The sequence below is a fragment of the Planomonospora corallina genome, from assembly GCF_042650625.1.
Taxonomy (GTDB): Bacteria; Actinomycetota; Actinomycetes; order Streptosporangiales; family Streptosporangiaceae; genus Planomonospora_B; species Planomonospora_B corallina.
In genome coordinates, this window is record NZ_JBHSBM010000019.1 from 33,998 (window position 1) to 58,195 (window position 24,198).

Annotated in this window: 24 protein-coding genes; 12 read left to right on the forward strand and 12 right to left on the reverse strand. The window is 71.9% G+C overall.

All coding sequences use genetic code 11. The features are described from left to right. Positions 1-41 precede the first annotated feature (41 nt). Positions 42-1,379, forward strand: coding sequence for an MFS transporter (locus ACFOWE_RS18550; protein ID WP_377289429.1), 1,338 nt, complete (start codon positions 42-44; stop codon positions 1,377-1,379). Here the strand turns inward: ACFOWE_RS18550 and ACFOWE_RS18555 are convergent. The 5 genes from ACFOWE_RS18555 to ACFOWE_RS18575 form a co-directional block, all read right to left on the reverse strand. Further along, entirely contained in the window at positions 1,261-1,860 is a 600-nt protein-coding gene (locus ACFOWE_RS18555) for a hypothetical protein (RefSeq protein ID WP_377289431.1), read from the reverse strand. The two genes, ACFOWE_RS18550 and ACFOWE_RS18555, sit on opposite strands and share 119 nt — an antisense overlap. Positions 1,861-1,961: 101 nt before the next feature. After that, positions 1,962-2,567, reverse strand: coding sequence for a hypothetical protein (locus ACFOWE_RS18560; RefSeq protein WP_377289433.1), 606 nt, complete (start codon positions 2,565-2,567; stop codon positions 1,962-1,964). 159 nt (positions 2,568-2,726) lie between these two features. After that, a complete protein-coding gene (locus ACFOWE_RS18565; RefSeq protein ID WP_377289435.1) occupies positions 2,727-3,332 on the reverse strand; it encodes a hypothetical protein in 606 nt (201 codons plus the stop codon). A 159-nt stretch (positions 3,333-3,491) separates the two neighbouring features. Continuing rightward, positions 3,492-4,256: a trehalose-phosphatase gene (otsB, locus tag ACFOWE_RS18570; RefSeq protein WP_377289437.1), complete on the reverse strand. Its 765-nt coding sequence runs from the start codon at positions 4,254-4,256 to the stop codon at positions 3,492-3,494. Between the two features lie 83 nt (positions 4,257-4,339). Then, positions 4,340-4,642: a DUF3263 domain-containing protein gene (locus ACFOWE_RS18575; protein ID WP_377289439.1), complete on the reverse strand. Its 303-nt coding sequence runs from the start codon at positions 4,640-4,642 to the stop codon at positions 4,340-4,342. A gap of 284 nt (positions 4,643-4,926) precedes the next feature. Here ACFOWE_RS18575 and ACFOWE_RS18580 point away from each other — a divergent pair, with 284 nt between their 5' ends. Together ACFOWE_RS18580 and ACFOWE_RS18585 are read left to right on the forward strand one after the other, a co-directional pair. Further along, on the forward strand, positions 4,927-6,096 hold the full coding sequence (locus ACFOWE_RS18580; protein WP_377289441.1) for a S8 family serine peptidase: 1,170 nt from the start codon (positions 4,927-4,929) through the stop codon (positions 6,094-6,096). Positions 6,097-6,462: 366 nt separating this feature from the next. Further along, positions 6,463-6,882, forward strand: coding sequence for a hypothetical protein (locus ACFOWE_RS18585; RefSeq protein WP_377289443.1), 420 nt, complete (start codon positions 6,463-6,465; stop codon positions 6,880-6,882). A 91-nt stretch (positions 6,883-6,973) separates the two neighbouring features. Here the strand turns inward: ACFOWE_RS18585 and ACFOWE_RS18590 are convergent, their stop codons facing one another. The 5 genes from ACFOWE_RS18590 to ACFOWE_RS18610 all read right to left on the reverse strand — a co-directional run bounded on the left by ACFOWE_RS18590 (position 6,974) and on the right by ACFOWE_RS18610 (position 12,645). Then, positions 6,974-7,990: an ABC transporter ATP-binding protein gene (locus tag ACFOWE_RS18590; RefSeq protein WP_377289445.1), complete on the reverse strand. Its 1,017-nt coding sequence runs from the start codon at positions 7,988-7,990 to the stop codon at positions 6,974-6,976. After that, positions 7,974-9,020 carry an ABC transporter ATP-binding protein gene (locus ACFOWE_RS18595; protein ID WP_449301218.1) on the reverse strand — a complete coding sequence of 349 codons (1,047 nt, stop codon included), beginning with the start codon at positions 9,018-9,020 and terminating at the stop codon, positions 7,974-7,976. The genes ACFOWE_RS18590 and ACFOWE_RS18595 overlap by 17 nt, the downstream gene beginning before the upstream one ends. A 9-nt stretch (positions 9,021-9,029) precedes the next feature. Next, a complete protein-coding gene (locus tag ACFOWE_RS18600; RefSeq protein ID WP_377289447.1) occupies positions 9,030-9,956 on the reverse strand; it encodes an ABC transporter permease in 927 nt (308 codons plus the stop codon). Next, entirely contained in the window at positions 9,949-10,890 is a 942-nt protein-coding gene (locus ACFOWE_RS18605; protein WP_377289449.1) for an ABC transporter permease, read from the reverse strand. Before ACFOWE_RS18605 ends, ACFOWE_RS18600 begins: the two co-directional genes overlap by 8 nt. Before the next feature lie 126 nt (positions 10,891-11,016). After that, positions 11,017-12,645 (reverse strand): peptide ABC transporter substrate-binding protein, encoded by a 1,629-nt coding sequence (locus ACFOWE_RS18610; RefSeq protein ID WP_377289451.1) that lies wholly within the window; start codon positions 12,643-12,645, stop codon positions 11,017-11,019. A gap of 496 nt (positions 12,646-13,141) precedes the next feature. On the opposite strand from ACFOWE_RS18610, the gene ACFOWE_RS18615 reads away from it, so the two are divergent. The 4 genes from ACFOWE_RS18615 to ACFOWE_RS18630 all read left to right on the forward strand — a co-directional run bounded on the left by ACFOWE_RS18615 (position 13,142) and on the right by ACFOWE_RS18630 (position 15,805). Beyond that, entirely contained in the window at positions 13,142-14,074 is a 933-nt protein-coding gene (locus ACFOWE_RS18615) for an ABC transporter permease (RefSeq protein WP_377289453.1), read from the forward strand. After that, entirely contained in the window at positions 14,067-14,918 is an 852-nt protein-coding gene (locus tag ACFOWE_RS18620; RefSeq protein ID WP_377289455.1) for an ABC transporter ATP-binding protein, read from the forward strand. Before ACFOWE_RS18615 ends, ACFOWE_RS18620 begins: the two co-directional genes overlap by 8 nt. Before the next feature lie 63 nt (positions 14,919-14,981). Next, positions 14,982-15,509: a YbhB/YbcL family Raf kinase inhibitor-like protein gene (locus ACFOWE_RS18625; RefSeq protein ID WP_377289457.1), complete on the forward strand. Its 528-nt coding sequence runs from the start codon at positions 14,982-14,984 to the stop codon at positions 15,507-15,509. Between the two features lie 134 nt (positions 15,510-15,643). Beyond that, positions 15,644-15,805, forward strand: coding sequence for a hypothetical protein (locus ACFOWE_RS18630; protein WP_377289459.1), 162 nt, complete (start codon positions 15,644-15,646; stop codon positions 15,803-15,805). Between the two features lie 191 nt (positions 15,806-15,996). Here the strand turns inward: ACFOWE_RS18630 and ACFOWE_RS18635 are convergent, their stop codons facing one another. Next, the gene (locus ACFOWE_RS18635; protein WP_377289460.1) at positions 15,997-16,806 is read right to left on the reverse strand and encodes a hypothetical protein; all 810 of its coding nucleotides are present in this window, start codon (positions 16,804-16,806) and stop codon (positions 15,997-15,999) included. A gap of 540 nt (positions 16,807-17,346) precedes the next feature. On the opposite strand from ACFOWE_RS18635, the gene ACFOWE_RS18640 reads away from it, so the two are divergent. The 4 genes from ACFOWE_RS18640 (at position 17,347) to ACFOWE_RS18655 (ending at position 22,500) form a co-directional block, all read left to right on the forward strand. Further along, positions 17,347-17,961: a DUF1707 SHOCT-like domain-containing protein gene (locus ACFOWE_RS18640; protein ID WP_377289462.1), complete on the forward strand. Its 615-nt coding sequence runs from the start codon at positions 17,347-17,349 to the stop codon at positions 17,959-17,961. A gap of 93 nt (positions 17,962-18,054) precedes the next feature. After that, positions 18,055-19,122: a phosphate acyltransferase PlsX gene (gene plsX / locus ACFOWE_RS18645; RefSeq protein WP_377289475.1), complete on the forward strand. Its 1,068-nt coding sequence runs from the start codon at positions 18,055-18,057 to the stop codon at positions 19,120-19,122. A 167-nt stretch (positions 19,123-19,289) separates the two neighbouring features. Continuing rightward, positions 19,290-21,026: an arginine--tRNA ligase gene (gene argS, locus ACFOWE_RS18650; RefSeq protein WP_377289464.1), complete on the forward strand. Its 1,737-nt coding sequence runs from the start codon at positions 19,290-19,292 to the stop codon at positions 21,024-21,026. Between the two features lie 145 nt (positions 21,027-21,171). Then, the gene (locus tag ACFOWE_RS18655; RefSeq protein ID WP_377289466.1) at positions 21,172-22,500 is read left to right on the forward strand and encodes a hypothetical protein; all 1,329 of its coding nucleotides are present in this window, start codon (positions 21,172-21,174) and stop codon (positions 22,498-22,500) included. Positions 22,501-22,619: 119 nt separating this feature from the next. Here ACFOWE_RS18655 and ACFOWE_RS18660 read toward each other — a convergent pair whose 3' ends face one another. Next, positions 22,620-23,018 (reverse strand): cell division protein SepF, encoded by a 399-nt coding sequence (locus tag ACFOWE_RS18660; protein ID WP_377289468.1) that lies wholly within the window; start codon positions 23,016-23,018, stop codon positions 22,620-22,622. Positions 23,019-23,212: 194 nt separating this feature from the next. Between ACFOWE_RS18660 and ACFOWE_RS18665 the strand changes: the two genes are divergently transcribed. Then, positions 23,213-23,998 carry a PhzF family phenazine biosynthesis protein gene (locus tag ACFOWE_RS18665; RefSeq protein WP_377289470.1) on the forward strand — a complete coding sequence of 262 codons (786 nt, stop codon included), beginning with the start codon at positions 23,213-23,215 and terminating at the stop codon, positions 23,996-23,998. Positions 23,999-24,198 lie beyond the last annotated feature (200 nt).

The window sequence follows — 24,198 nt, forward strand, 5'->3', positions numbered from 1 at the left end:
TTCAGTGGACATTTCGGATTTCGTCCACTCGGGGGTAGCAGGTGTCCACGGTCGCGCCCGTCCGACTGACCCGTGATCGCGCCACCTGGCTCATCTACCTCCAGCTCGGCGCCTTCGCCACCTATCTGTACGGCCTCAGCGCGGCCCTGCCTCTGCTCCGCCTCGACCTGGGGATCTCCCAGGCGGTCGCCGGGCTGCACGGCACCGCGATGGCGGCCGGCGCCGTCCTCACCGGGCTCGCGCTGCCCTCGCTGACCCGCAGGATCGGCCGCCGGGCCGTCACCTGGACCGGCCTGGCGGGCATGAACGCGGGCGTGCTGCTGGTGCTGCTCGGCAGCGTCCTCTCCGCCCTCCCGGTCACGCTGCTCGGGTACGCCGTCGCCAGCGGGATGGCCTCGATCACCCTCTACACGGGCATGGCCGTGCTCAGCGACCACCACGGCCCGGCGGGACCGGCCGCGATCAGCGAGGCCAACGCGCTCGGCGTGGCCGTCGGCATCGCCGCGCCGTTCGTGGTCAGCGCCGCCGCGCAGAGCGTGTTCGGCTGGCGGGCGGCGCTGCTGCTCACCCCGGCCGTGACCGCCCTGCTGGCGTTGGCCATGGGGCGCGTCTGGGTCGCCGAGGGCGACCGAGGGCCGGCGGACCGCTCGGCCGCCGAGGCGTCCGGCCGGTTCGGCGGGCGGTTCCACCTCGCCACCGGGGTGCTGTTCTGCTGCGTCGCGCTGGAGTTCTGCTTCAACCTCTGGGCGGCGAAGCTGGTCTCCGACCAGACGGGCCTCTCGCCGGCGGTCGCGGCGACCGCGCTGACCGCGTTCACCGCGGGCATGGCGGCCGGCCGCTGGGGCGGGGCCCGGCTGGCCCTGCGCGTGCGGCCCGACACGCTGCTCGTGGCCGCGCTCGCGGTCACCGGCGCGGGCTGGGCGCTCTTCTGGGCGAGCGGGAACCCCGTCCCGGCCTACCTGGGCCTGCTCGTGTCCGGACTCGGGGTCGCGCTGCACTTCCCGCTGGCGCTCTCCCGGGTGCTGGCCGCCTCCGGCGGCCGCCCGGACCGGGCCTCCGCGGTCGCCTCGATCTTCTCCGGTCTCGCCATCGGCGCGGGGCCGTTCCTGCTGGGCGCGCTGGCCGACGGGTTCGGCACCCGGCAGGCGTTCCTCATGGTCCCCGCCCTGATCGGCCTGGCCGTCGGCGGGGTCCTGGCGGCCTCCCCGCGGGGCGGCGGGGGGGGGGGGNNNNGCTCCCGCCCCGCCCCGCCGCTCCCCGTCAGCTCGCTCCCCGTCGGCTCCAGGTGGCGTTCCGCAGCACCTTCGTCAGCCCCGGGGTCTTCCACGCGTCCACCACGACGATCTTCGAGGTGGGCAGGAACCACTCCCGCTGGGTGAAGAGCGCGGTCGTCCGGCCGTCCCGCTTCACGCACCGGCCGTCCCAGGCGACGTACTTCGCCGTGTGCCCGCGCCCCACCCGGTGCAGTCCCCGGTCCCCGGCCCGCCCCAGGACCTGGACGCTCCCGTAGGCGAAGGGGCAGCCCACCGGCGCCCCCGAGGCGGGGACGAACGGCTTCGAGCCCGTGTACCGGCGCCCTCCGGCACCGTAGGCGATCACCTCCGGGCCGTACAGCCAGAAGCCCCTGCAGTCCGGGGCGAAGGGCTCCGGGGTCCTGCACTTCCCGGTCGTCACCAGGACCCGGTCCCGGTGGTCGTGCACCCTCCAGCCCGAGGGGAGCCTCAGGGTCATGCCCCGGAAGGAGAGGGTCCTGCCACCTGTCTCCGAAGCCTGCCCGGAGGTCCCGGCCGCCGCGGCGGCCGGGGCGGCGAGCACGGCGGCGGCCGCCAGGGCGGCGAGAACGGAAGATCGTCTTCTCATGTCCCGGAAGCTAGCCGCCGCCGCTTGTGGATCACTTGTCGGCCGGTTGAGCACACCGCCGCGCCGCACCACGGTGCGGTGCGGCCGGCGAGCCGGTCCGGTCAGCTCCAGGTGGCGTTCTTCAGCACGGTGGACAGCCCCGGGGTGTTCCACACGTCCACCACCAGGATCTTCGAGGTGGGCAGGAACCACTCCCGCTGCGTGAAGCTCCTGGTCTTCTTGCCGGACGGCGTCACGCAGGTGTTGGCCCAGGCGGAGTACTGCGCCTTGTGCCCGCGCCCGACCTGGTGCAGCCCCGAGGAGACGCGCCGGTCGGCGGCGTACCACTGCTCCTCGGCGCTGAAGGGGCACTGGATGACACCGCTGAACGGGTGGAACTGCCTCTTGCCCGTATAGGTGATGTAGCCGCCCCCGACCGGGACCCTGGTGATCGCCTTCGGGCCGAAGACCCAGAATCCCTTGCAGTTCGGCAGGAAGGGGTCCGGGTACCTGCACGCACCGGTCACCACCACCGCGTAGTCCCTCTCCCGGTGCACCTTCCACCCGGAGGGGATCTTCAGGGTCATGCCCCGGAAGGTGAAGGTCTTGGCCGCGGAGGCCCCCGAAGTCCCGGCCGCATGCGTCCCCGTGGCGGCCGAGGCCGCCGCGGGGGTCGCGAGTACGGCGGTGGCCGCCAGTACGGCGAGGACGGAAGATCGCTTTCTCATACCGGGGAAACTAGTGATCCCCGCTTGGCGATCACTTGCGGACCGGTTGCGGGCCACCCACCGCTCCCCCATGCGGTCCCACCCGGTGCGGCGCCCCCTCCGGGGCTCCGCCCGGTACGGCGGACGGCACGGCGGACCGTCCCCGCCCGGGACCCCGGATCAGCTCCAGGTGGCCCTCTTCAGCACGGTGGACAGCCCCGGGGTGTTCCACACGTCCACCACCAGGATCTTCGAGGCGGGCAGGTACCACTCCCGCTGGTCGAAGGTGGCCGTCTGCCGGGCGTTGCTCCGCGTCACGCACCGGCCGAACCAGGAGACGTACTTCGCCCTGTGCCCGCGCCCGACCTGGCGCACGCCGACGGCGGTGGGCTTGCCGATGACCTGGTCGGTCCTGGCGCTGAAGGGGCAGGCCTGCACGTCGCCGGCCGGGTAGAACGGCTGCTCGCCCGTGTAGCGGGAACCCTCGTCACCGTACTTGATCGCCTCGGGGCCGAGGACCCAGAACCCCTTGCAGTTCGGGGCGAAGTAGGCGGGCCGGTCGCACCGGCCGGTCTGCACCAGCATCCAGTCGCCCTGGCGGTGCACCTGCCAGCCGCCGGGGATGCGCAGCTTCATCCCCCGGAAGGAGACGGTCTTGCTCCCCGCTCCGGACGCCTCCGCCGAGACGCCCGCCCCCGACGTCCCCGCGGCGGCCGAGGCGGTGACCGGAGTGGCGAGCACGGCGGCACCGGCCAGGGCGGCGAGGACAAAAGATCGCTTTCTCATGCCGGCGAACCTAGCCGCCGCCGCTTGACGCCGGCTTGACGCCCGGTTGGCCGCGGCCGTGCCCGGCGGCGCGGGACGCCGGCCGGGACGGCAGAGGCCGACGGAGACCGGCGGAGGACAGGGCAGGGCGGCCCGGAGGGGCGGCGCGCCGCCGAGAGGTCAGCGCGAGGCGATGGCGTCGCTGATCGAGTCGAGCAGCTCGACCACCCCCGCCGGCCCGTCGACCACGATGTCGGCCTCGACGCTGAGCTCCGCCGAACCGCTGAACACCGTCACCCCCGGCAGCCCGCAGGTGCGCACGGTCTCGAAGGCCGCCAGGTCACCCAGGTCGTCCCCGGCGAACAGCACCGAGCGCGCCGAGCGCTCGGCCAGGAAGTCCTTCAGCGCCATGCCCTTGTCCGTCCCCGGCGGGCGCAGCTCCAGCACGAACTTGCCCGGCTCGACCGCCAGGCCGGTCTCGGCGGCCAGCTCCGCGATCGGCCCGGTCAGCTCGTTGAGCGCGCCCTGCGGCGAGGCGGCCTGCCGCGTGTGCACCGCCACCGCCCGCCCCTTGTCCTCGACCCTGACCCCGGCGATCCCGGCGATCAGGGTGGGCAGCTCGGAGCGGACGGTGACCAGGCCGGGGTGGGGAGGCGGAGTGGACAGCTCGCCCCCCTCCCAGCGTTCGAGGCCGTAGTGGCCGAGCACGACGAGTCCCGGCACCTCGGCCAGGGAGCCGTACTCGACGGCGGTGGCGGCCGGACGGCCGGTGATGATGACCAGGGAGCCGACCAGCTCCCCGAGCCGGGTCAGCGCCTTCGGTCCGTCCGGATGGATCCTGGCCGCCTCGGGATCGGGCACGATCGGCGCGAGCGTGCCGTCGAAGTCGCATCCGATCACCGCCCCCGCGGGGTCGGCCAGGATCGCTTCCAGTCCTTCGGTCATCGATTGCCTCCAAGCGGGGAGACCGCGGCCTCCGGGCCGGGGTCCTCGGCTCCCCGGGCTCGTTCTGCGGCCGTACCCGGGGATCAGGGGCGCATGCCCAGCCGCCGGGCGGCGCGTTCGCGTCTGCGGCCCTCGCGGAGCCGGCGCAGGCGCTTGACCAGCATCGGATCGTGGGCGAGCGCCTCGGGTCTGTCGATCAGTTCGCTGAGCAGCTGGTAGTAGCGGGTGGCGGACAGGTCGAAGGCCGCGCGGATGGCCTGCTCCTTGGCCCCCGCGTAACGCCACCACTGGCGTTCGAAGGCGAGCAGTTCCCTCTCTCTGTCGGTGAGAGCCCGCGCGGCCGGTTTCCGGTCGGCACTGTCGCCGGGGATCGGCGCGGTGTCCATCGGTCGCCTCCAGTGTGGAGACCCCGGCCGGGAGCCGGGGAGGAAACGCGGCACGGTGCCGCGAGGCCTGTTGACATCGGCATGCGGTTATCCAATGTAGCCTCGCCGCCTCCATGCCAGGGAGCGAATCGTACATAAGGCATACAGGTGCGCAAGGAGCTATTGATGTGACTAAAAGCAATAACCGTCCGTACTGTCCTGTATACCCAAAGCGCCGGATTGGGCCGCGGGACGCGTGCCAGAATCCCCTCTGACATCCTCCCCTCCTCCCTGACGAGGTCACCGTGTCCTATGCACGCGCGCTCGGCGCCGCCGTGGCCGTGACCGCGCTGACCGCCTTCACCTGGCCGTCCGGCGCCGCACCGGCCCTGGACAGGCGGCAGGAGCGGCAGTGGGCGCTGGCCGCGATGGACGCGCCGCAGGCCTGGCGGACCACCCGGGGCGAGGGGGTGACCGTCGCGGTGCTGGACACCGGGGTCGAGGCCCGGCACCCCGATCTGGCGGGCGCGGTGGTCGAGGGCCCCGACCTGACGGGCACGAGCAGGAGGACCTCGCTCTGGGGGCGGCACGGCACCGCCATGGCCAGCGTCATCGCCGGGCGCGGACGCGGCGCCGGCCGGTCCCCCGGCGTGACGGGGATCGCCCCCGCCGCGACGGTCCTGTCGGTCCGGGTCGCGCTGGAGAACGACGACCCCCGGCGCGGCCGCGCCCGCCGGGGCGCCGGCGACGCATTGGCCCGGGGCATCCGCTACGCCGTGGACCACGGCGCCCAGGTGATCAGCATGTCCCTGGGCGGAGGCGGCGGGTCGTGGCGGGGCTCCCCCGCCGAGGAGAGCGCGGTGCTCTACGCGCTGGCCCGGGGCGCGGTGCTGGTGGCCTCCTCCGGCAACGACGGCGCGGGCGCGAACCGGCAGAACTTCCCCGCGGCCTACCCGGGCGTGATCGCGGTCGGCGCGGTGGACGAGAACCTGCGCGTGGCCCCCTTCTCCAACCGGCAGGACTACCTGTCGGTGGTCGCGCCGGGACGGAGGATCCTCGCCGCCGACGGGAATGCCTCCTACGTGCTCGGGGACGGCACGAGCTCGGCCGCCGCACTGGTGGCCGGGGTGGCGGCGCTGATCAGGTCGGAGTTCCCCGAACTGGGCCCCGCACAGGTGCGCCGGGCCGTCGAACGCGGCACCGTCCGCGCCCCCGGGACAGGGCGCGACCCCGCCTACGGCCACGGCGTGGCCAACGCCGAACGCGCGCTGGAGCAGGCGGCCCGCATGCGCCGCCTGCCGCTCCGGGCCGCCGCCCCGATCCGCTCCGTCGCCCCCGGGCTCACCGGCACCGGGAGCCTCCGCCGGGCCGTCTGCGTCCTGCTGGTCCTGCTCGTGCTCACCATGGCGGCCCGCCGCCTGCTCCGCCACCACCACCGCGGCGTCGGCGCCTGCGGTCACCTCGGCCGCCGGTAGGGCCCCGCCGGGTGCCGGGCAGGACCCTCGCCCAGGCCCCGGGAGACGGCCCCCGCCCGGCCCCGCCCGGCCCCCCGCTGTACGGCGGGCCGTCCCGTCCGCCGGCCCGGCCGGGCGTCCGCGGGAGAGCGTGGCGGCCCGCCGTACAGCGGACACTCCCTGCGTGGTCAAAACCTGGGCCGATTCCGCCACCGACCATCACCTGTTCGGTCAGGGGTCGGCCATCATCGCCATTGCCCTTCGACGTTCCCCCCCTGCGGCGCGGGCCCGGTCCCCATACTGCTAAGCGCCACATCGGCGTCACACCGGCCGGCGCCGCCTCATCTCACGCGCCCGGCCCAGAAGATCTTCGGGGGAAGAACAACCATGATCCGTCGTATTCTCGCGGCCACCGTCGTCGCGGGCGTCGCCGTCACCGGTACGGCCACCCTCGCCTCTGCGAGCGTCTTCGACAGTCCCAACCCGCTCGAGCGCATCCTGGGCGAGGACGGCCCGCTCGGCCGGCTCCTGGGCGGCTCCGACGGCCCGTTCGGCGACCTGCTGGGCCGCGACGGCGCCGCTCCGGGACAGTACCCCGGCGAGGAGGGCCCGCACAGCTGGGGACCGTACGGCCCGCAGGGTCCCGAGGGCTCCCAGGGCCCGCAGCACGAGCAGTACCCCGGTGACGGCCCGCAGAGCCACTACCCCGGCGAGCAGGGCCCCCAGGGTCCCCAGGGCCCGCAGCACGAGCAGTACCCCGGCGAGGAGGGCCCGCAGCACCGGCTCCCCAGCGGCATCGGCAACTGACCGGTGCGCGCCCCGGCGGCGATCTCCGCGCCCGCCGCCGGGGCCGGACCCCTTCCCGTGGCCCCTCCCGCCGGAGGCTCCCCCGGGAGGGTCAGTAGCGACGGGGCACCGGGTGGATCTCCGGGTAGTGGCAGGCGCTCTCGTGCGAGCTGCCCGGCCGTACCTGCAACGCCGGCTCCTGCTGGGCGCAGGCGTCCCCCGCCTTCCAGCACCGCGTGCGGAACCGGCAGCCCGACGGCGGGGAGGCCGGAGAGGGCGGGTCCCCCTGCAGGATGATCCGCCTGCGCCGCTCGCGCCCGTCCGGGTCGGGGACGGGGACCGCCGAGAGCAGCGCCTGCGTGTAGGGGTGCTCCGGCCGGTCGTAGATGTCGGAGTCCCGGCCCAGCTCGACCATCTTGCCCAGGTACATCACCCCGACCCGGTCGGAGATGTGCCGGACCACGGACAGGTCGTGGGCGATGAAGATGTACGACAGCCCGAACTCGCGCTGCAGCCGGGCCAGCAGGTTGACGACCTGCGCCTGGATCGACACGTCCAGCGCCGAGACCGGCTCGTCGCAGATGATGACCTCCGGCCGGAGCGCCAGGCCGCGCGCGATGCCGATGCGCTGGCGCTGACCGCCGGAGAACTGGTGCGGGTAGCGGTTGACGTGGTCCGGGTCGAGGCCCACGATCTCCAGGAGCTCCTGCACCCTGCGCCTGCGGTGCTGCCGGGGCAGCGCGTCCGGGTGGATCTCGTACGGCTCGCCGACGATGTCCCCGACGGTCATCCTCGGGTTCAGCGAGGTGTACGGGTCCTGCATCACCATCTGGATGTTGCGGCGGATCCCCTTCAGCTCGGCGCCGGAGGCCCGGGTGATGTCCCGGCCGCCGATCCGCACCGAGCCCGAGGTCGGCCGCTCCAGCCCCATCAGCAGCCTGGCCAGGGTGGACTTGCCGCAGCCGGACTCCCCCACGATGCCCAGCGTCTCGCCGCGGCGCAGGTCGAAGGAGACGCCGTCCACGGCCCTGATCGCGCCGACCTGCTTCCTGAAGACGGTCCCCTGGGTCAGCGGGAAGTGCTTGACCAGGTCGCGGACCTCGAGAACCGGCTCACCCACGGCCGCCATCGAGAACCTCCCTCCAGTAGTGGCAGGCGCTGGCGCGCGTCGGCCCGATCGGGTGCAGCGGCGGGACCGCGGTGACGCAGTCCCCCTGCCGGTAGGGGCAGCGGGGGGCGAAGGCGCACCCCGGCGGCATGTCCAGCAGGTTCGGCGGCGTGCCGGCGATCGCGTGCAGTTCCCGGCCCTTGCGGTCGATCCGCGGGACGGACTCCAGCAGGCCGCGGGTGTACGGGTGGGCCGGGGCGCGGTAGACGTCGTGCACGAGGGCGTTCTCGACGATGCGCCCGCCGTACATCACGGCGATCCGGTCGGCCACGTCGGCCACCACGCCGAGGTCGTGGGTGATCAGGATCATCCCCATGCCGCTCTCGCGCTGGATCTCGGCGAGCAGGTCCATGATCTGCGCCTGCACCGTCACGTCGAGCGCGGTGGTCGGCTCGTCGGCGATCAGCACCTCGGGGTCGAGCGCGACCGCCATCGCGATCATGATGCGCTGCCGCATGCCGCCGGAGAACTCGTGAGGGTAGTCGTGCAGCCGCCGCCGCGCGCCGGGGATGCGGACCCGGTCCATCAGCTCGACGGCCCGCCGCTCCGCCTCCTTCCTGGAGGCCCCCTGGTGCACCCGGAACATCTCGGCGATCTGCCAGCCCACGGTGAAGACCGGGTTCAGCGCGGAGAGCGCGTCCTGGAAGACCATCGCGATCCGGCGGCCGCGCACCTGGGCGCGGGCGTCCTCGTTCAGCTGGAGCAGGTCCGTGCCGCGGAAGCGGATCCGCCCCCGGGTGATCCGGGCCGGCGGCGTGTCGAGGATGCCCATGATCGCCTGCGCGGTCACGGACTTGCCCGAGCCGGACTCGCCGAGCACGGCCAGCGTCTCCCCGGCCTCCAGCGTGCAGCCGACCCCGTTGACCGCCTTGGCGACGCCCTGCCGGGTCGCGAACTCCACGTGCAGGTCCTCGACGGCCAGCAGCGGCTCGTGCTGCACGCCTCCCCACGGCGGCAGCACCTGCGGCGCGCCTCCCGTAATGCCGTTCACGGTCTCCCCCTACCGCAGCTTCGGATCGAGGGCGTCGCGCACCGCGTCGCCCAGCATGATGAAGGCCAGCACCGTGAGGCTGAGGAACCCGGCGGGGAACAGCAGCGGCCACGGGGCCTGCAGGAAACGCGCCCGGGCGTCGGCGATCATCATTCCCCAGGAGATCTCCGGCGGCTGGATGCCGAGGCCGAGGAACGACAGGCCCGCCTCGGCGGCGATGAACACGCCGAGGTTGATCGTGGCGACCACGATCAGCGGGGCGATCGAGTTCGGCAGGATGTGCCGGAACATGAGCCGCCCGGCCGACGCGCCGAGCCCCCGGGCCGCGACCACGTAGTCCTGGCCCCGCGCCGCGATCACCGCGGCCCGCATGACGCGGAACGTCATCGGCCACGACAGTACGGCCAGCGCGAGCATGACCGTCCACACCGTGCCGGTCCGGAAGATCGACAGGATCAGCAGCGCGCCGAGGACCCACGGGATCGCGAAGAACACCTCGGCCGTCCGGGAGAGCAGCGCGTCCGGCCACCCGCCCCGGAACCCGGCCAGCAGGCCCAGCAGGCCGCCGGCGAGCGCGGTGGCGACGGTGCTGCTCAGGCCCACCAGCAGCGAGTTGCCCGCGCCGTACACGGTCCGGGCGTAGGTGTCGCAGCCCTGGTTGTCGGTGCCGAACCAGTGGGCGGCGCTCGGCCCCTGGCGGGCGTCGGCGAGCCGGCAGCCCGTGGCGTCGAACGGGTCCACGGAGGTGAACAGCCCGGGCACCACCGCCATCAGGAGGATCACGCCGATCAGGACGGCCGAGACGACGAACATCGGGCGGCGGCGCAGGTCCTGCCAGGCGTCGTGCCAGAGCCCGGCGGGCTTGGCCGCCCGTGTGCTCCGGGCGCGGCGGGCGTGCCGGGCCCGCCCGGTCTTCGGGGGTGCGGCGCTACTCATAGCGGATCCTCGGGTCGAGCACGGCGTAGAGCAGGTCGACGACCAGGTTGGCCAGGATGTAGACCAGCACCAGGAGCGTCACGATGCCCACGACGACGGGCTGCTGGCGCTCGGAGACCGAGCGGAACAGCTCCTGCCCCAGGCCGGGCAGATTGAAGATGGTCTCGGTGATGACCGCGCTGCCCATCAGCGTGCCGAGGTCGGCGCCGAGGTAGGTGACGACGGGGATGAGCGCGTTGCGCAGCGCGTGCCGCCCGACGATCCGGCGCCGGGGCAGTCCCTTGGCCACCGCGGTGCGGACGTAGTCCGAGCGCAGGGTCTCCACCAGGGTGGTCCTGGTCAGCCGGGTGAGGTAGGCGATCGAGGTCCCGGCGAGCACGAAGCCCGGCAGCAGGTAGCTCCGCCACCCCTCGAAGGCGCCCGAGATCGGGAAGAAGTCGATCCCGGTGCTCTGCTTGAGCTTGACGCCGAGCAGGAGCTGGAGCACGAAGCCGGTGACCAGCACCGGGATGGAGATCAGCAGGAGCGTGGAGGCGAGCACCATGGTGTCCTGCGCGCGGCCCCGGCGCAGCGCCGCGTAGAAGCCGAGCCCGACGCCGATGACGGCCTCCATGACCAGCGCGGTGACCGCGAGGTTGAGCGAGACCTGGAACTTGCCGGCGATGATCTCCGAGACGGGGACCCCCGCGAACGTCTTGCCGAGGTCGCCCTGGAGGAGCCCGGTCAGGTAGTGCCAGTACTGGAGGAGGAAGGGGTCGTCCAGGTGGTACTGCTCGGTCAGGAGGGCGGCGATGTGGGGAGGCATCCGCTTCCCGTTCGACATCCACTCGAGCGGGTTGCCCGGCAGTTTGAAGACGACGAAGAAGATGAGCAGTGTGGCGCCCAGCAGCACGGGGATCGCCTGGAGCAGGCGCCGGATGACGTAGCGGCCCATCGGACCGGGTCTAGACGGCCGCCGGGATCGACCGGCGGGGGAGTCGCGTCACTGGTGGTGGCCTTTCGGATATGGAAGGCGGCGGGACGGGACCCGCCGCCCGGCAGGTCCCGGCCGCGGCGGCCGCTAGGCCGCCGACGCCTTCTCGATCGAGGTCCACTCGATCAGGTTGAGCAGGTTGATCTTCACGCCCCGGACGTGCTCGGAGAACGCCGCGTTCGCCCGGTAGAAGAAGATCGGGATGAGCGGCAGGTCGCGCAGGAGCAGGTCGTCGGCCTTCTGGTAGTAGCGCAGGCTCTCCTCGTAGGTGGCGGCGCCGTCGCCCTTGGCCAGGAAGGCGTCGAACTCGGGGTTGGAGTAGCCGGAGAAGTTCGTGCCGTTCTTGATGGCGCCGGTGGAGAAGATCGGCGTCAGGTAGTTCTCGGCGGACGGGTAGTCGATGCTCCAGCCCATCCGGAACATGCCGCCGTACTTCTTGGCCTGCAGCTCGTCGAGGATCTGCCCGAGGCCCTCGAACGGCCTGATCTCGACCTCGATGCCCAGGTTGGAGCGGAGGTTGTTGGCGACCGCCTCGATCCACTCCTTGTGGCCGCCGTCCATGTTGGAGGCGAGCTCCACCTTCTTCGGGCCGTTCGCCTCGTCGTAGAGCTTCTTGGCCTGGGCCGGGTCGTAGACGCAGGCCGTGCAGGCGCCGGCGCGGTAGCCGTCCAGCAGCGGGTTGATGAAGTCGTCGGCGGGGGAGCGCGTGCCGGAGAAGACCGTGTCGGTGATGGTCTTGCGGTCGATCGCCATGGAGATGGCCCGCCGGATCTGCGGGTTCTCGTACTCCTTGTTGGCGATCAGCGGGAAGCCGACGTAGCCGATACTGGCGTCGGCCTGGTCGATGTAGCGCTCGCCCAGCTCCTCGGCGACGGAGATCGCCGAGGGCGGCAGCTGCTCCATGATGTCGATGGTGCCGCCCTGCAGGTCGTTCCAGGCGGTCTCGGCGCTGCTGTAGATCCTGAACTGCAGCTTGTCGAACTTCGGCTTCTCGCCGGGGAAGTCGTCGTAGCGCGTCAGTTCGATCGTCTGGTCGGTGCCCTTGTTGTAGGGCTTGTCCATCTTGAAGTAGCCCTGGCCGATCGGCTTCTTGGCGTACTCCTCGGTGATCTTCCCGTCCGCGCCGAAGGCCACCTCGGGCAGCGGGTAGAAGGTGGTGTACCCGAGCAGGTTCCTGAACTGCGAGAACGGCTGCTTGAGGGTGACCCGGAAGGTCGTCTTGTTCACGACCTTCAGCCCCTTCATCTCCTTGACGGAGGGGGTCTTGCCCTCGCCCGGGTTGAGGTCCTCGTAGCCGAGGAAGCGGGCGAAGAAGTAGTTGCCGCCCTGGGCGTTCTCCTGGTTGGCGGCGTAGTTCCACGCGTCCACGTAGTTCTGCGCGGTCAGCGGGTCGCCGTTGTGCCAGGTGAACCCGGACTTGATCTTGATCGTCCAGGTCCGGTTGTCGGTCGAGGTGATCGAGTCGGCGACGAAGTCGATGACCTGCTTCTCCTCGTTGAACTTCACGAGGGGGGCGAACACCGCGGCCATGACCTCCGCGCCCTCGACCTCGGTGGTGTCGGCGGGGTAGAACAGCTTCTGCGGTTCGCCGATCTTCACGCGCACGGCGTCGGCGGCCGCGCCCGTCCCACCTCCGGAGGCCCCGCCGCAGGCGGCGAGCCCCATCGCCAACAACACCGTAGCGGCGACGACCTTCGCGCCCTTGGTGACACGCATTTGTGGTAAATCCTCCCTTTACAGGTGGGCGTCGACACTGAGCTCCGATGCCCGAGGCAGCCCGGCGGAGGATGCGTGTCCCCCGGTCCCCGCCGACCCGGCGACGCACAGACGCCACACCAGTCGGACGCGACTATCCCGTATCAGCCCCTAACGGGTCGTCTCCGTGGTGTTGCAGTTCGGTCACGCGCGCGCCGACCCCACGTCACACGGCCACCGGGTCGCATGACATAGACTCCCACATGCACACAAATCAGACATTAGTGCATATGTGGTACGGGGATGGCCACGTCAACATACCCGCGTGGCCGGAGTGGTCGCGCCGTTGCCCGCGTGCGACCTCCCCCTGGGCTACCGTTGACCCGGGCACGGGGGGCCGAATCCCGGGAGAATCCACACAATCCATGTGGAACCTCGCGGCGGGTGTCCCCGTCCAAGGTGCGGCGGGCCACCGCCGCAGGCATGTCATCCACCCTCATCCAATAGAGTCCTTGCCATGAGCCAGCCGGAATCCGCCCTCGCGGACGCCCAGGCGGGCGGCCCTAGTGACGGCACCCCCGCCAAGGGGCAGGAGCCGCTGGCCGAGCTCGCCGCGCGCCACGGGCTTCGGCGTGCCATCGCACGCCCCAGCCTCCCCGCCTACCTGCGCCAACTGTGGGAACGACGTCACTTCGTCATGACGTACGCGACCTCGCGCAACGTCTCGAAGTACAGCAACTCCGCCCTCGGCCAGATATGGCAGGTCCTCACCCCGCTGCTCAACGCGGGCATCTACTGGGTGATGTTCGGCCTGATCCTCGGCGCCAAGGGCGATATCAAGAACTACACGGCGTTCCTCATCACCGGGATGTTCGTCTTCACCTACACCCAGCGCGCGGTGAGCGGCGGCGCCAAGTCGATCTCCGGCAACCTCTCGCTGATCCGCGCCCTGCACTTCCCGCGCGCGGCGCTCCCGCTGGCCTACACGATCCAGGAGTTCCAGCAGCTGCTGATCTCCATGGGCGTGCTGATCGTGCTGGTGCCCCTCACCGGCGAGGCCCCGACCTGGCTCTGGCTGCTCGTCCCGGTCGCCCTGCTGCTGCAGACGATGTTCAACGTCGGCGCCAGCCTCGTGCTGGCCCGCGTCGGCGCCACCGCCCGCGACCTGAACCAGCTGCTCCCGTTCATCATGCGCACCTGGCTCTACACCTCCGGGGTGTTCTTCGCCATCGAGCAGCGCGTGCTCAGCGCCGGCCTGCCGGAGTGGGTCGCCGACGCCATGTACCTCAACCCCGCCGCCGCCTACATCGAGCTCATGCGCGACCTGCTCATGAAGTCCTACGATGCGGCACCGCACATCTGGGTGGTTTGCATATCCTGGGCACTGATCGCCCTGATCGGCGGCTTCTGGTACTTCTGGCGAGCCGAGGAGAAGTACGGCCGTGGCTGAGATGACCGAGGAGCTGTCCGGAGTGAAGGCCGAGGAGCCCAGCACCCCCAACAAGGACGTCCGGGTGCACCCCGACCCCGAGCCGCAGGGCCCCGGCGAGCGCGTCCCCACGGTCATCGTGGACGACCTGCACATCATCTACCGGGTGTACGGCGCCGCCACCGACGCCGAGAAGGGCAACGCCGCCAACGCCCTGCTCCGCCTCCTCAAGCGCCAGGGCCGGCCCCAGATGAAGGAGATCCACGCCGTGCGCGGCGTCTCCTTCGTGGCCTACCACGGCGACGCGATCGGCATCGTCGGCCGCAACGGCTCCGGCAAGTCCACCCTGCTGCGCGCCATCGCCGGCCTGCTGCCCCCGCACTCGGGCGCGGTCTACACCGATGGCCAGCCGTCCCTGCTCGGTGTGAACGCCGCCCTGATGCGCGAGCTGACCGGCGAGCGCAACATCGTGCTCGGCTGCTACGCCATGGGCATGAACCCCGAGCAGGTCAAGGAGAAGTACGACGACATCGTCGACTTCTCCGGCATCGGGGAGTTCGTGCAGTTCCCCATGTCCACCTACTCCTCCGGCATGGGCGCCCGGCTCCGTTTCGCCATCGCCTCGGCCAAGAAGCACGACGTGCTCATCATCGACGAGGCCCTGGCCACCGGCGACCGCGAGTTCAAGCGCAAGAGCCAGGAGCGCATCAAGAAGATGCGCGAGGAGGCCGGCACGGTCTTCCTCGTCGCGCACAACCTCGACGTGATCGAGGAGACCTGCAACCGGGTCCTCTGGCTGCACAAGGGCAAGATCAAGATGGACGGCGACCCGAAGACCGTGCTCGCCGCGTACAACAAGGCCTGACGAGGGGACATGATCGGGGCAAGATGAGGAGCGTCCGAGAACGACGCTCCTCATCGGAGGTGAATGGTGTCCCAACGGCCACCGGTCCCGTACGACTTCCTACCCCCCGTCCCCGCGCTGACCGTCACCAGTGACGACGTGCGCGACGGCGAGACGATGTCCGACGCCCACGTCTTCGACGACTGGGGCATGACCGGGCGGAACATCTCGCCGCACCTGCGCTGGTCGGGCGCCCCGGAGGGCACCCGGAGCTACGCGGTCACCTGCTTCGACCCCGACGCGCCCACCGGCAGCGGGTTCTGGCACTGGCTGCTGTACGACATCCCCGCCGACGTCACGGAGCTCCCCCGGGGCGCGGGCGCCGCCGGCACCCGCTCCGGCACGCACGGCCGCAACGACTACAGCCGCAAGGAGTACGGCGGTGCCGCCCCGCCGCCCGGCTGGCCGCACCGCTACCTGTTCGCCGTGCACGCCCTCGGCGTGGAGAAGCTGGGGGTGGACGCCGAGGCCCCGCCCGCCGTCATCGGCTTCAACATCACCGCCAACACCCTGGCGCGCGGCTACATCGCGCCCGTCTACGAGGTGCGCTGAAGACGCCCCGGGGACGGGCGGCGTGTCCCGGGGCGTTCGACTGACATCGGGACCGGCGTTCGGTTATGATTCGAACGTTGTTTCGATCGGGGCTTTGACCTAGGAAGCCGTGAGTCATGGAGTGGGGGAGCGCGATGCGAGAGCTGTCGACCGCGATCGACCACCTGTCCGAAGAAGACCCGTCCGAGATCTCCCCTCTCCAGCTCACCGAGCAGCTCGTCGAGCTGCACTGGCAGATGGCCAGGCTCCAGGCCCAGATCGCCCGCCGCACGTCCGTGCGGTTCCCGGGCGACTGAGCCGGCCGCGCCGTCCGGCTCGGAGCCCGCGCCCGGGGCACGGGACGGCGTGACGACACGAAGAGACCGGCCGGTGCGCACCGGCCGGTCTCTTCGTGGTGATGGCGGGGCCACCGCCGGGATCAGGCCCGCCGGCGGACCCGCGACGGGAGCCGCCACGCCGGCGGGCCCGTCGTGGAACCGGGTGACGGCTACCGGGTCAGGTCCTCCGTGACACCGCGGACCGCGCCGGTCACCGACCGCAGCGTGCCCGTGGCGGCCTCGCCGCTGCGCGCGCTGCCGCTGTCCAGCAGCGGGGAGAGCTCGTCGATGGAGGCGGAGCGGGTGACCGGCTCCACCGAGCCGACGAGCGACCCCGCCTCGGACGGGGCCAGGTTGCCCACGAGCGGGGCGAGGGTGCCCGCCCGCTCGGCGCCCTGCGGGACGGCCTGGTTCAGTCCGTCCACGAGCCCCTCGACCCGGGGCCGCTGGTAGGTGAACCCCTCGGCTCCCTCCACGGTCCCCTGGACGTTCTCCACCGCCCGCGCCCCGGAGTGGGTCAGGCCGTTGGTGGCGCCGATGATGTGCCCGGCGCTGTCGCCGGCGCCGGTCAGCGGGTTCGACCCGCCGGTGATGTCCTGCAGCGGCCCGCTGCCGGTGAGGCCCCGCAGCGGCTGCCCGCCGGCGACGTCCCGCAGAGACGCGCCCCCGGTGAGGTCGCGCAGCTGCGCGCCGGAGGTGAGGTGCTCGGCGGAGATGCCCAGCAGCCGTTCGATGGTGCCCGACGCCTTCCCGACCACCCCGGGGGCGGCGGGGGCGGCGCCCTGGCCGCCCGTCAGCCCGTCCAGCGCCGCCCTGCCGTTGGTGAGGCCGCCGGCGAGCCCGCGGACCGCCATGGAGACGGTCTCGACCGGGTTCTTGCCACCCAGGGAGGGGATCTCCTGCGCCTGCGCGGGCGTGCAGATCGCCGCCGCCAGGCCGAACGCCGCAACGGCCACGGCCGTCTTGATGCCTCGCTTCATGATTGCCTTCCCAGCTCGTGATCGGCCCGATTCCTCCGGATGACGTGGAGAATGCGGGCCCCAGGGCTCCGTTTTTCGCCGGTGGCGCGTCGCATGAACACTGCAGGGGGTGCACCGACCGGAAGCTGTCCTGGAGTTTGTATCACCGCCCCGTCCGGCGTCCCGGCGGGTTTACGATGCCCAGATCACCTGTTGGAGCAAGGGGTAGGGCGCCTTTCCCTCCGTGCAGGAGGGCCACGTGACCTGCCCCTCGAGGCGACGAAGACGGAAATGTCGCAATGAAGTGCCACGCCCCGGCACCCCCTACGCCGGAAATATCCACAGCACCGGAGAAAGGCTCCGCGATCGTCCGGTGAAACACCGGGAAAGGGACGGGAAAAAGGGTCCCGCGGACCAGGGGGAGGAACTTTTACGTCACGGGGGATTCGCTTGACCGGGCCGGATCGGAACGCCGCCGCCCGGTGGGCCGGCCCCGGGAGCGCCGGACCCGCCATCGCGGAAATCTCGCGATATATCTCGAATTCGCCTAGACTCGTCCCCATGGACGCCTCAGACCCTGCACTGCGCGCCTCCATCCCCGCACCGCGCGCGACCGACCCCATGATGCGCGCCTCCGACGCCGACCGCGACCGCGTCGCCGCCGTCCTGGGCGAGGCACTCGCCACCGGCCGCCTCACCAGCCTCGAACACGCCGACCGCCTGGAGGCCGCCTACACCGCGGTGACCGTGGGCGAACTCCTCCCCCTCACCCGCGACCTGCCCGACACCGCCACCCCGGCCGCGGCCCCGGCCACCGAGCGCCAGGAGGTGTCCGCCGTCTTCAGCAAGGTCGTCCGCGGCGGGCGCTGGGTCGCCGCCCGCCACACCAGCCTCCGCGCTTCCTTCGGCGCACTGATCGTGGACCTCTCCGAGGCGGTGCTCCCCGGCCGGGAGATCACCCTGGAGGTCGGCTCCCGCTTCGCCAAGCTGATCGTCCGGGTCCCGCCCGACGCCCACGTCATCGACGAGGTCGGCGCGCTCTTCGCCAAGCGGCTCGTCTCCGGCGGCACCGGCGGGGAGGGCGGTCCGGTCATCCGGGTCACGGGCAAGGTCGCCTTCGGCAAAGTCGTCGTCTCCCGGGACAGAACCGACTGGAACATCCCGGGCGTTCCCTGATCCCGCCTGTGTGACTCGCGGTAACACCTCATACGATGCGGGGATCCCGTCCCGTACGAGGTGACCGCTCTCCTGATGCGCACGGCGCCTACGATGCGGGGACTCCATCCCGTACGAGGTGACCGCTTGCCTGACACCGCCGGCGCTTCCGGCGCCCCCATCGCCCTGGACGCCATGGGCGGGGACCACGCCCCCGGGGAGGTCGTGGCGGGAGCCGTGCAGGCCGTCCGGGAGCACGGCGTCCCGATCGTGCTCGTCGGCTCTCCGCGCCCGATCCACGAGGCGCTGCTCCGGCACGACGCGGCCGCGGAGATCCCGATCGTGCGCGCCGAGGAGACCCTGGCGATGGACGAGGGCGCCCTCGCCAGCCTGCGCCGCCCCCGCTCCAGCATCGCCGTCGCCTGTCACCTCGTACGGCGGGGCGACGCCGCGGCCGTGGTCTCGGCCGGCTCCACCGCCGGGGTCGTCGCCACCGGCAAGCTCCGGCTCAAGGGCCAGCCCGGGGTCCTGCGGCCCGCCATCGCGGTGGCCCTGCCGACCCTGCCCCGCCCCACCGTGCTCCTGGACGCCGGCGCGAACGCCGAGGTCAAACCCGAGATGATGGTCCAGTTCGCGCACCTCGGCGCGGCGTACGCCGAGACCGCGTTCCGGGTCGGCGAGCCCCGCATCGGCCTGCTGACCATCGGCAGCGAGCCCGGCAAGGGCAACAAGCTGACCAAGCGGGCGCACGAGTTGCTCTCGGCCGCCCCCGGCCTCGACTTCGCCGGCAACATCGAGGGGCACGACCTGCTCACCGGGGTCGTGGACGTCGTCGTCACCGACGGCTTCACCGGGAACGTGACCCTCAAGACCCTGGAGGGCAGCGTCCGCTACGCCTTCTCCGAGCTCCGCAGGACGATCGAGGAGAGCCGCACGGCCCGGCTGGGCGGCCTGCTGCAGCGCCGCCGCATCAGGGATCTCCGCGGCCGGCTCGACCCCGAGGCGCACGGCGGGGCCGTACTGCTCGGGCTGAACGGCACCGTGGTCATCGCGCACGGCGCCTCCCACGCCGCCGGGATCAGCGCCGCCTGCGTGCTCGCCGCCGAACTGGCCGCCCAGGGTGTGGTCCCCCGCATCGGGGAACGGCTCGGCACCGCCCACCGGCCGCACCGTCTCTGGTGACGCCGCCCGGCGGCCGGCGAGACCGTGGACTCCACGACCGGCTCGGTCCCCAGGACCGCCTCCGGACCCCGCGACCGCCTCCGGAACCGGCGGCGCCACCGGCTGCGGCGGCGCCACCGGCTGCGGCGGCCCGGAGAATACGGTTGCGCTACCGATATCCTTGGCCCATGACCGACCCGCAACTCGTCCTCACCGAGCGCGTCCAGCAGGCGCTGGCCGCCGCCTTCGGTGCCGAGTACTCCGACGCAGACCCGCTGATCCGTCCCTCGCAGTTCGCCGACTACCAGGCGAACGTCGCGATGAGCCTGAGCAAGCGCCTGCGACGGGCCCCGCGGGAGGTCGCCCAGGAGATCGCCGGCCGGCTCACCGAGGACGCCGGCTTCCCCGCGACGGTCGAGGTCAGCGGCCCCGGCTTCCTCAACATCACGCTCGACGACTCCTGGATCGCCGACCAGGCCGGCGAGTCGCTGGCCGACCCGCGCTCCGGCGTCGGCCAGACCACCCCGCCGCAGACCGTCGTGATCGACTACTCCGCGCCCAACGCGTCCAAGGAGATGCACGTCGGCCACCTGCGCACGACCATCGTCGGCGACGCGCTGGCCCGCATGCTGGAGCACCTGGGCAACAACGTCATCCGGCAGAACCACATCGGCGACTGGGGCACCCCGTTCGGCATGCTCATCGAGCACCTGCTGGACATCGGCGAGGCTGCCGCCCTCGCACGCCTGGAGGCCGGCGAGAGCAGCGAGTACTACAAGGAGGCGCGCGCCAAGTTCGACTCCGACCCGGAGTTCAAGCAGCGCTCCCGCCTGCGGGTGGCCACCCTCCAGGCCGAGGACCCGGAGACCATGCGCCTGTGGCACCTGTTCATGGACGCCACGATCCGCTACTTCGACAAGGTCTACGCCATGCTCGGCGTCACGCTCACCGACGACGACATCGCCGGCGAGAGTATGTACAACCCGATGCTCGCCCAGACCTGCGACGACCTCGAGGCGCTCGGCGCCGCGGTGGTGAGCGAGGGCGCGCTCTGCGTCTTCCCGCCCGGCTTCACCGGCGGCGACGACAAGCCGCTCCCCCTCATGATCCGCAAGAGCGACGGCGGGTACGGCTACGCCACCACCGACATGGCCGCCGTCCGCTACCGGGTCAACGACCTCAAGGCCGACCGCATCCTGTACGTGGTCGGCGCCGACCAGGCCCTCCACTTCCGGATGATCTTCGCTGCGGCCCGGACGGTCGGCTGGCTGCCCGACACGGTCTCCGCCGAGCACGTCCAGATCGGCATGATGCTCGGCACCGACGGCCGCCGCTTCCGCACCCGGAGCGGCGAGACCGTCAAGCTGACGGACCTGCTCAACGAGGCCGTCGACCGGGCAAGGGCGGCGATCGCCGACCGGGGCTACGACGAGGCGACCCAGGGCGAGATCGCCCACTCCGTCGGCATGGGCGCGGTGAAGTACGCCGACCTGTCGGTCAGCCACGACACCGAGTACGTCTTCGACTTCGACCGCATGCTCGCCTTCAGCGGCAACACCGGCCCCTACATGCAGTACGCCACGGCCCGGATCCGCTCGATCTTCCGCAAGGGCGGCATCGACCCGGCCTCGGCGACCGGTCCCATCGCGCTGGGCCAGGCGGCCGAGCGCGCCCTGGCCCTGCAGCTGCTCGGTTTCGGGGCGGTGGTCGAGCAGGCCGCCGCCCTGGCCGAGCCGCACCGCCTGTGCGCCTACCTCTTCGAGACCGCGAGCGCGTTCACGACGTTCTACGAGAACTGCCCGGTCCTGAAGGCGGACGTCGACGAGGCCGTCCGCGCCTCCCGGCTCGCCCTGTGCGCGCTCACCCTGCGCGTGCTGGAGACCGGCCTGGGCCTCCTCGGTGTCCCGGTGCCCGAGCGCATGTGACCCGTCCGCCGGACGATCACCAGGATTCCCCAAATCCAGGTGATCGTCCGGCAAAGACCGGTACGGCGCGCCTCCCGACAGTGATCTCCGCAGCGGACTACGCTGGCGCGGTCAACGGTCACGATTTCGAAAGAGTTCTCTGCCCTTGAGCACGGACCTGACCGCGACCCCCCAGGCCGGGGCGGAGCCGCACCGCTACGCCGACGCGCTCCTGGCCGCGCTCTCCACCGAGGCCCCGCCGCCTCCCCCGCCACCCGGGCTCGCGGAGGCCACCGCCGGCTGGCTCCCTCCGGCGCTGGAGGCGCTGTCCGCCCTCGTCCGAGGTGAGGACGCCCTGGAGCCCCTCGGCCGCGCCGCCCAGCACGACGGGAGGAGGACCGCTCTCTTCCTCTGCCTCGCCCTCGCCGCGGCCGGCCAGGGCGACCGGATCCACGCCTCCTGGTTCGGCACCGCCTTCGGCGACCTGTCCACCGACGGACCCGTCACCCCCGGCCAGCGGGCCCTCTGGCTCGCCGCCGCCCGGGGCGCGTACGGCCCGGCCGGCAAGATCTTCGTCCTGCGCAAGCTCGACGCGGTCTCCGTCTCCGAGACCCCCGACCCCGCCCGCTGGCTCCGCGCGCTGGCCCCGGACGAACCCTCGATCGTGGTCCCGCCGTCGCTGACCGACTTCCCGGAGATCGCTCAACTTCCCGAGCTGGCGCGGCCCGTGCACGCGGCCATCCAGCTCTCCCGGCTCCGCGGCCGATGCGTCGAGATCACCTCGGTCCGAGAGGACCACGACAGCGCCGGGCGTCCTTCCCGCCTGTCCGCTCAGGACCCCGAGGGCGAGCCCGCGACCGTGCTGCGCCGGCTGATCGTCTCCGGCGAGGTCGACGAGCCCGCGCACTCCCTCGCCGACTACCTCCTCGCCGACCTGCGACCCGGCTCCGACCCCCGCCTCGCGGCGATCGCCCTGCACGTCGCGGCCCCCACCGTGCGGAGCGCCGCCGAGAACCTCGTGCGGGCCACCCAGTCCGCCCCTCCCGCGACGGTCACCATCTCACTGCTCGGGCACGACGTCGTCCTCCACCCGGAGGGCCCCGACCCGGCGTCGCTCTCCGCCGCCGAGAAGCAGCTGGCCTCGGAGAGCGTGCCCGCCCGCGGCCTGCCCTGGCCGGCGTACACGCTCTTCGCCCTCGGCGCGGTGCTCGTATGCGCCGCGTTCCTCGTCCCCGCGCTTCCGGCGCTTCCCTCGGTGGCGGTGGCGCTCCTGCTCTCCGCCGCGGGCGCCTACCTGCTCTGGCAGCGGCGCGCCCGGGAGCAGGAGGACGCCGACTACGTGGCGGCCCAGCTCTCGGAGCTGCGCGAACTGGCCGACGGCGCCGTCTGGGCTCTGCACGAGTACGCCCGGGAGGCGGACAAGCGCGCGCAGACGGCCGCCTCGGATCTGACCGAGCTGACCCGTCTGCTCCGCCGCGGTCCCCGGGCCGGTTGACCGGAGTCCTGGTCTCACCCGGCAGGCGGCTCTCTCCACACCTGCCGGCTCGCAGAGGGCTCGCAGAGGGCGGGGGATCGCGACGGGCGCCCCGGGGGGCGTGGGGGCACCCGTCCGGGTCACCCGGTGGTGATCTCCATGTCGGCAGGGGCGAGCAGGAAGACCTTCTCCGCGATCCGCTCGATACGGCCCTCGCAGCCGTAGGCGAGTCCCGCCGCGAAGTCCACCATGCGCGTCGCCTCGGCGGAGCTCATCTCGTTCACGTCCATGATGACGGCCTGCCGCTCACGGAAGTACCGTCCGATGGTGGGAGCGTCGTTGTACTTCCTCGGCGTGAGCATGACGATCTTCGAAGGCTCGCTCACCGCGCGCCAACGTCTGGCGGCCCGCTCCGAAGCCGGCCTCCACTGCTCCTCCTCGGCCTCGATCTCTTCCTCGTAGCCGTAGTCGTAGGAGTCGTCATACTGCTCTTCCCCGCCCAGGCCAAGGTAGGTCGCCACCTTACGCACTGCCCCCATTGGCACGTCCTTTCCCGTAGGGCCACGCCGTGTTCGGCGTCCATCCCCACAACCTTTGACGCTAGCCGACGACGGAAAGTTCGCCACGCGACACGCCCAGCGTGAATTTCCAATTCGTACGGCCGGCGTCCAGGCTTGCCTGCCCCCCAGGCCCGCCCTCAATCCCCTGTCTACGACCCCCCTAGTATCTCGTCATGCGCATCTACACTGTCGACTCTTTTACCGACCGGACTTTCCGTGGCAACCCCGCCGGAGTCTGTCTGCTCGACGCACCGATGCCTGATGAGTGGATGCAGTCCGTCGCCGCGGAGATGAGGCACTCGGAGACGGCTTTCCTGCTCCGCGCAGGAGAGGGGCCGCATTTCCTCCGCTGGTTCACGCCGACGACCGAGGTGGCGCTCTGCGGGCACGCCACGCTCGCGACCGCGCATGTGCTCTACTCCACCGGAATCGCCACGGGCGTCCTCGAATTCTCGACGAAGAGCGGAATCCTCCGGGTGACGCGTGGCGAGGACGAGGTGATCACTCTGGACTTCCCCGCGAAGAGCGTGGCGGAGGCCGCCGCTCCTGAGGGTCTCGTCGAGGCGCTCGGGGTGAAACCCGTCCGGATCGGCAAGAACGTCTGGGACTATCTCGTGGAGGTCGAGGACGAGGAAGCCGTGCGCGCCGTCTCCCCCGACTTCGCCGCACTGGAGGCCGTGGACGCCCGGGGCATCATCGTCACCGCCGCCGCCTCCGGGGAGGGCGCGGACTATGTCTCTCGTTTCTTCGCGCCCAGGGTCGGTGTCCCGGAGGACCCGGTGACCGGCTCCGCGCACTGTGCTCTCGCCCCCTACTGGTCGGCCAGGTTCGGCCGGGACACCCTGATCGGCCGGCAGCTCTCCGAACGGGGCGGGGAGATCCGCACCACCGTGCGTGGTGACCGGGTCGGACTGTCCGGACACGCGGTGACCGTGCTCTCCGGGGAACTCCACGTCTGATCTCCCGGGCGGATTTCGAAGACCGTCGAGGACCCGGGAGAGCGGGAAGGGACGCGCCGGCGCCTCCGCACCGGCAGAAGAAAGGGCGCCGTCCCCGGCGGCGGTCCCCGGCGACGAAAAAAAGGGGCCGCCCACCGGCGACCCCACCCCGGAGAACCCACCCCCGCACAACCCCCGCGAAAACAGAAAGGGCCGCCCCG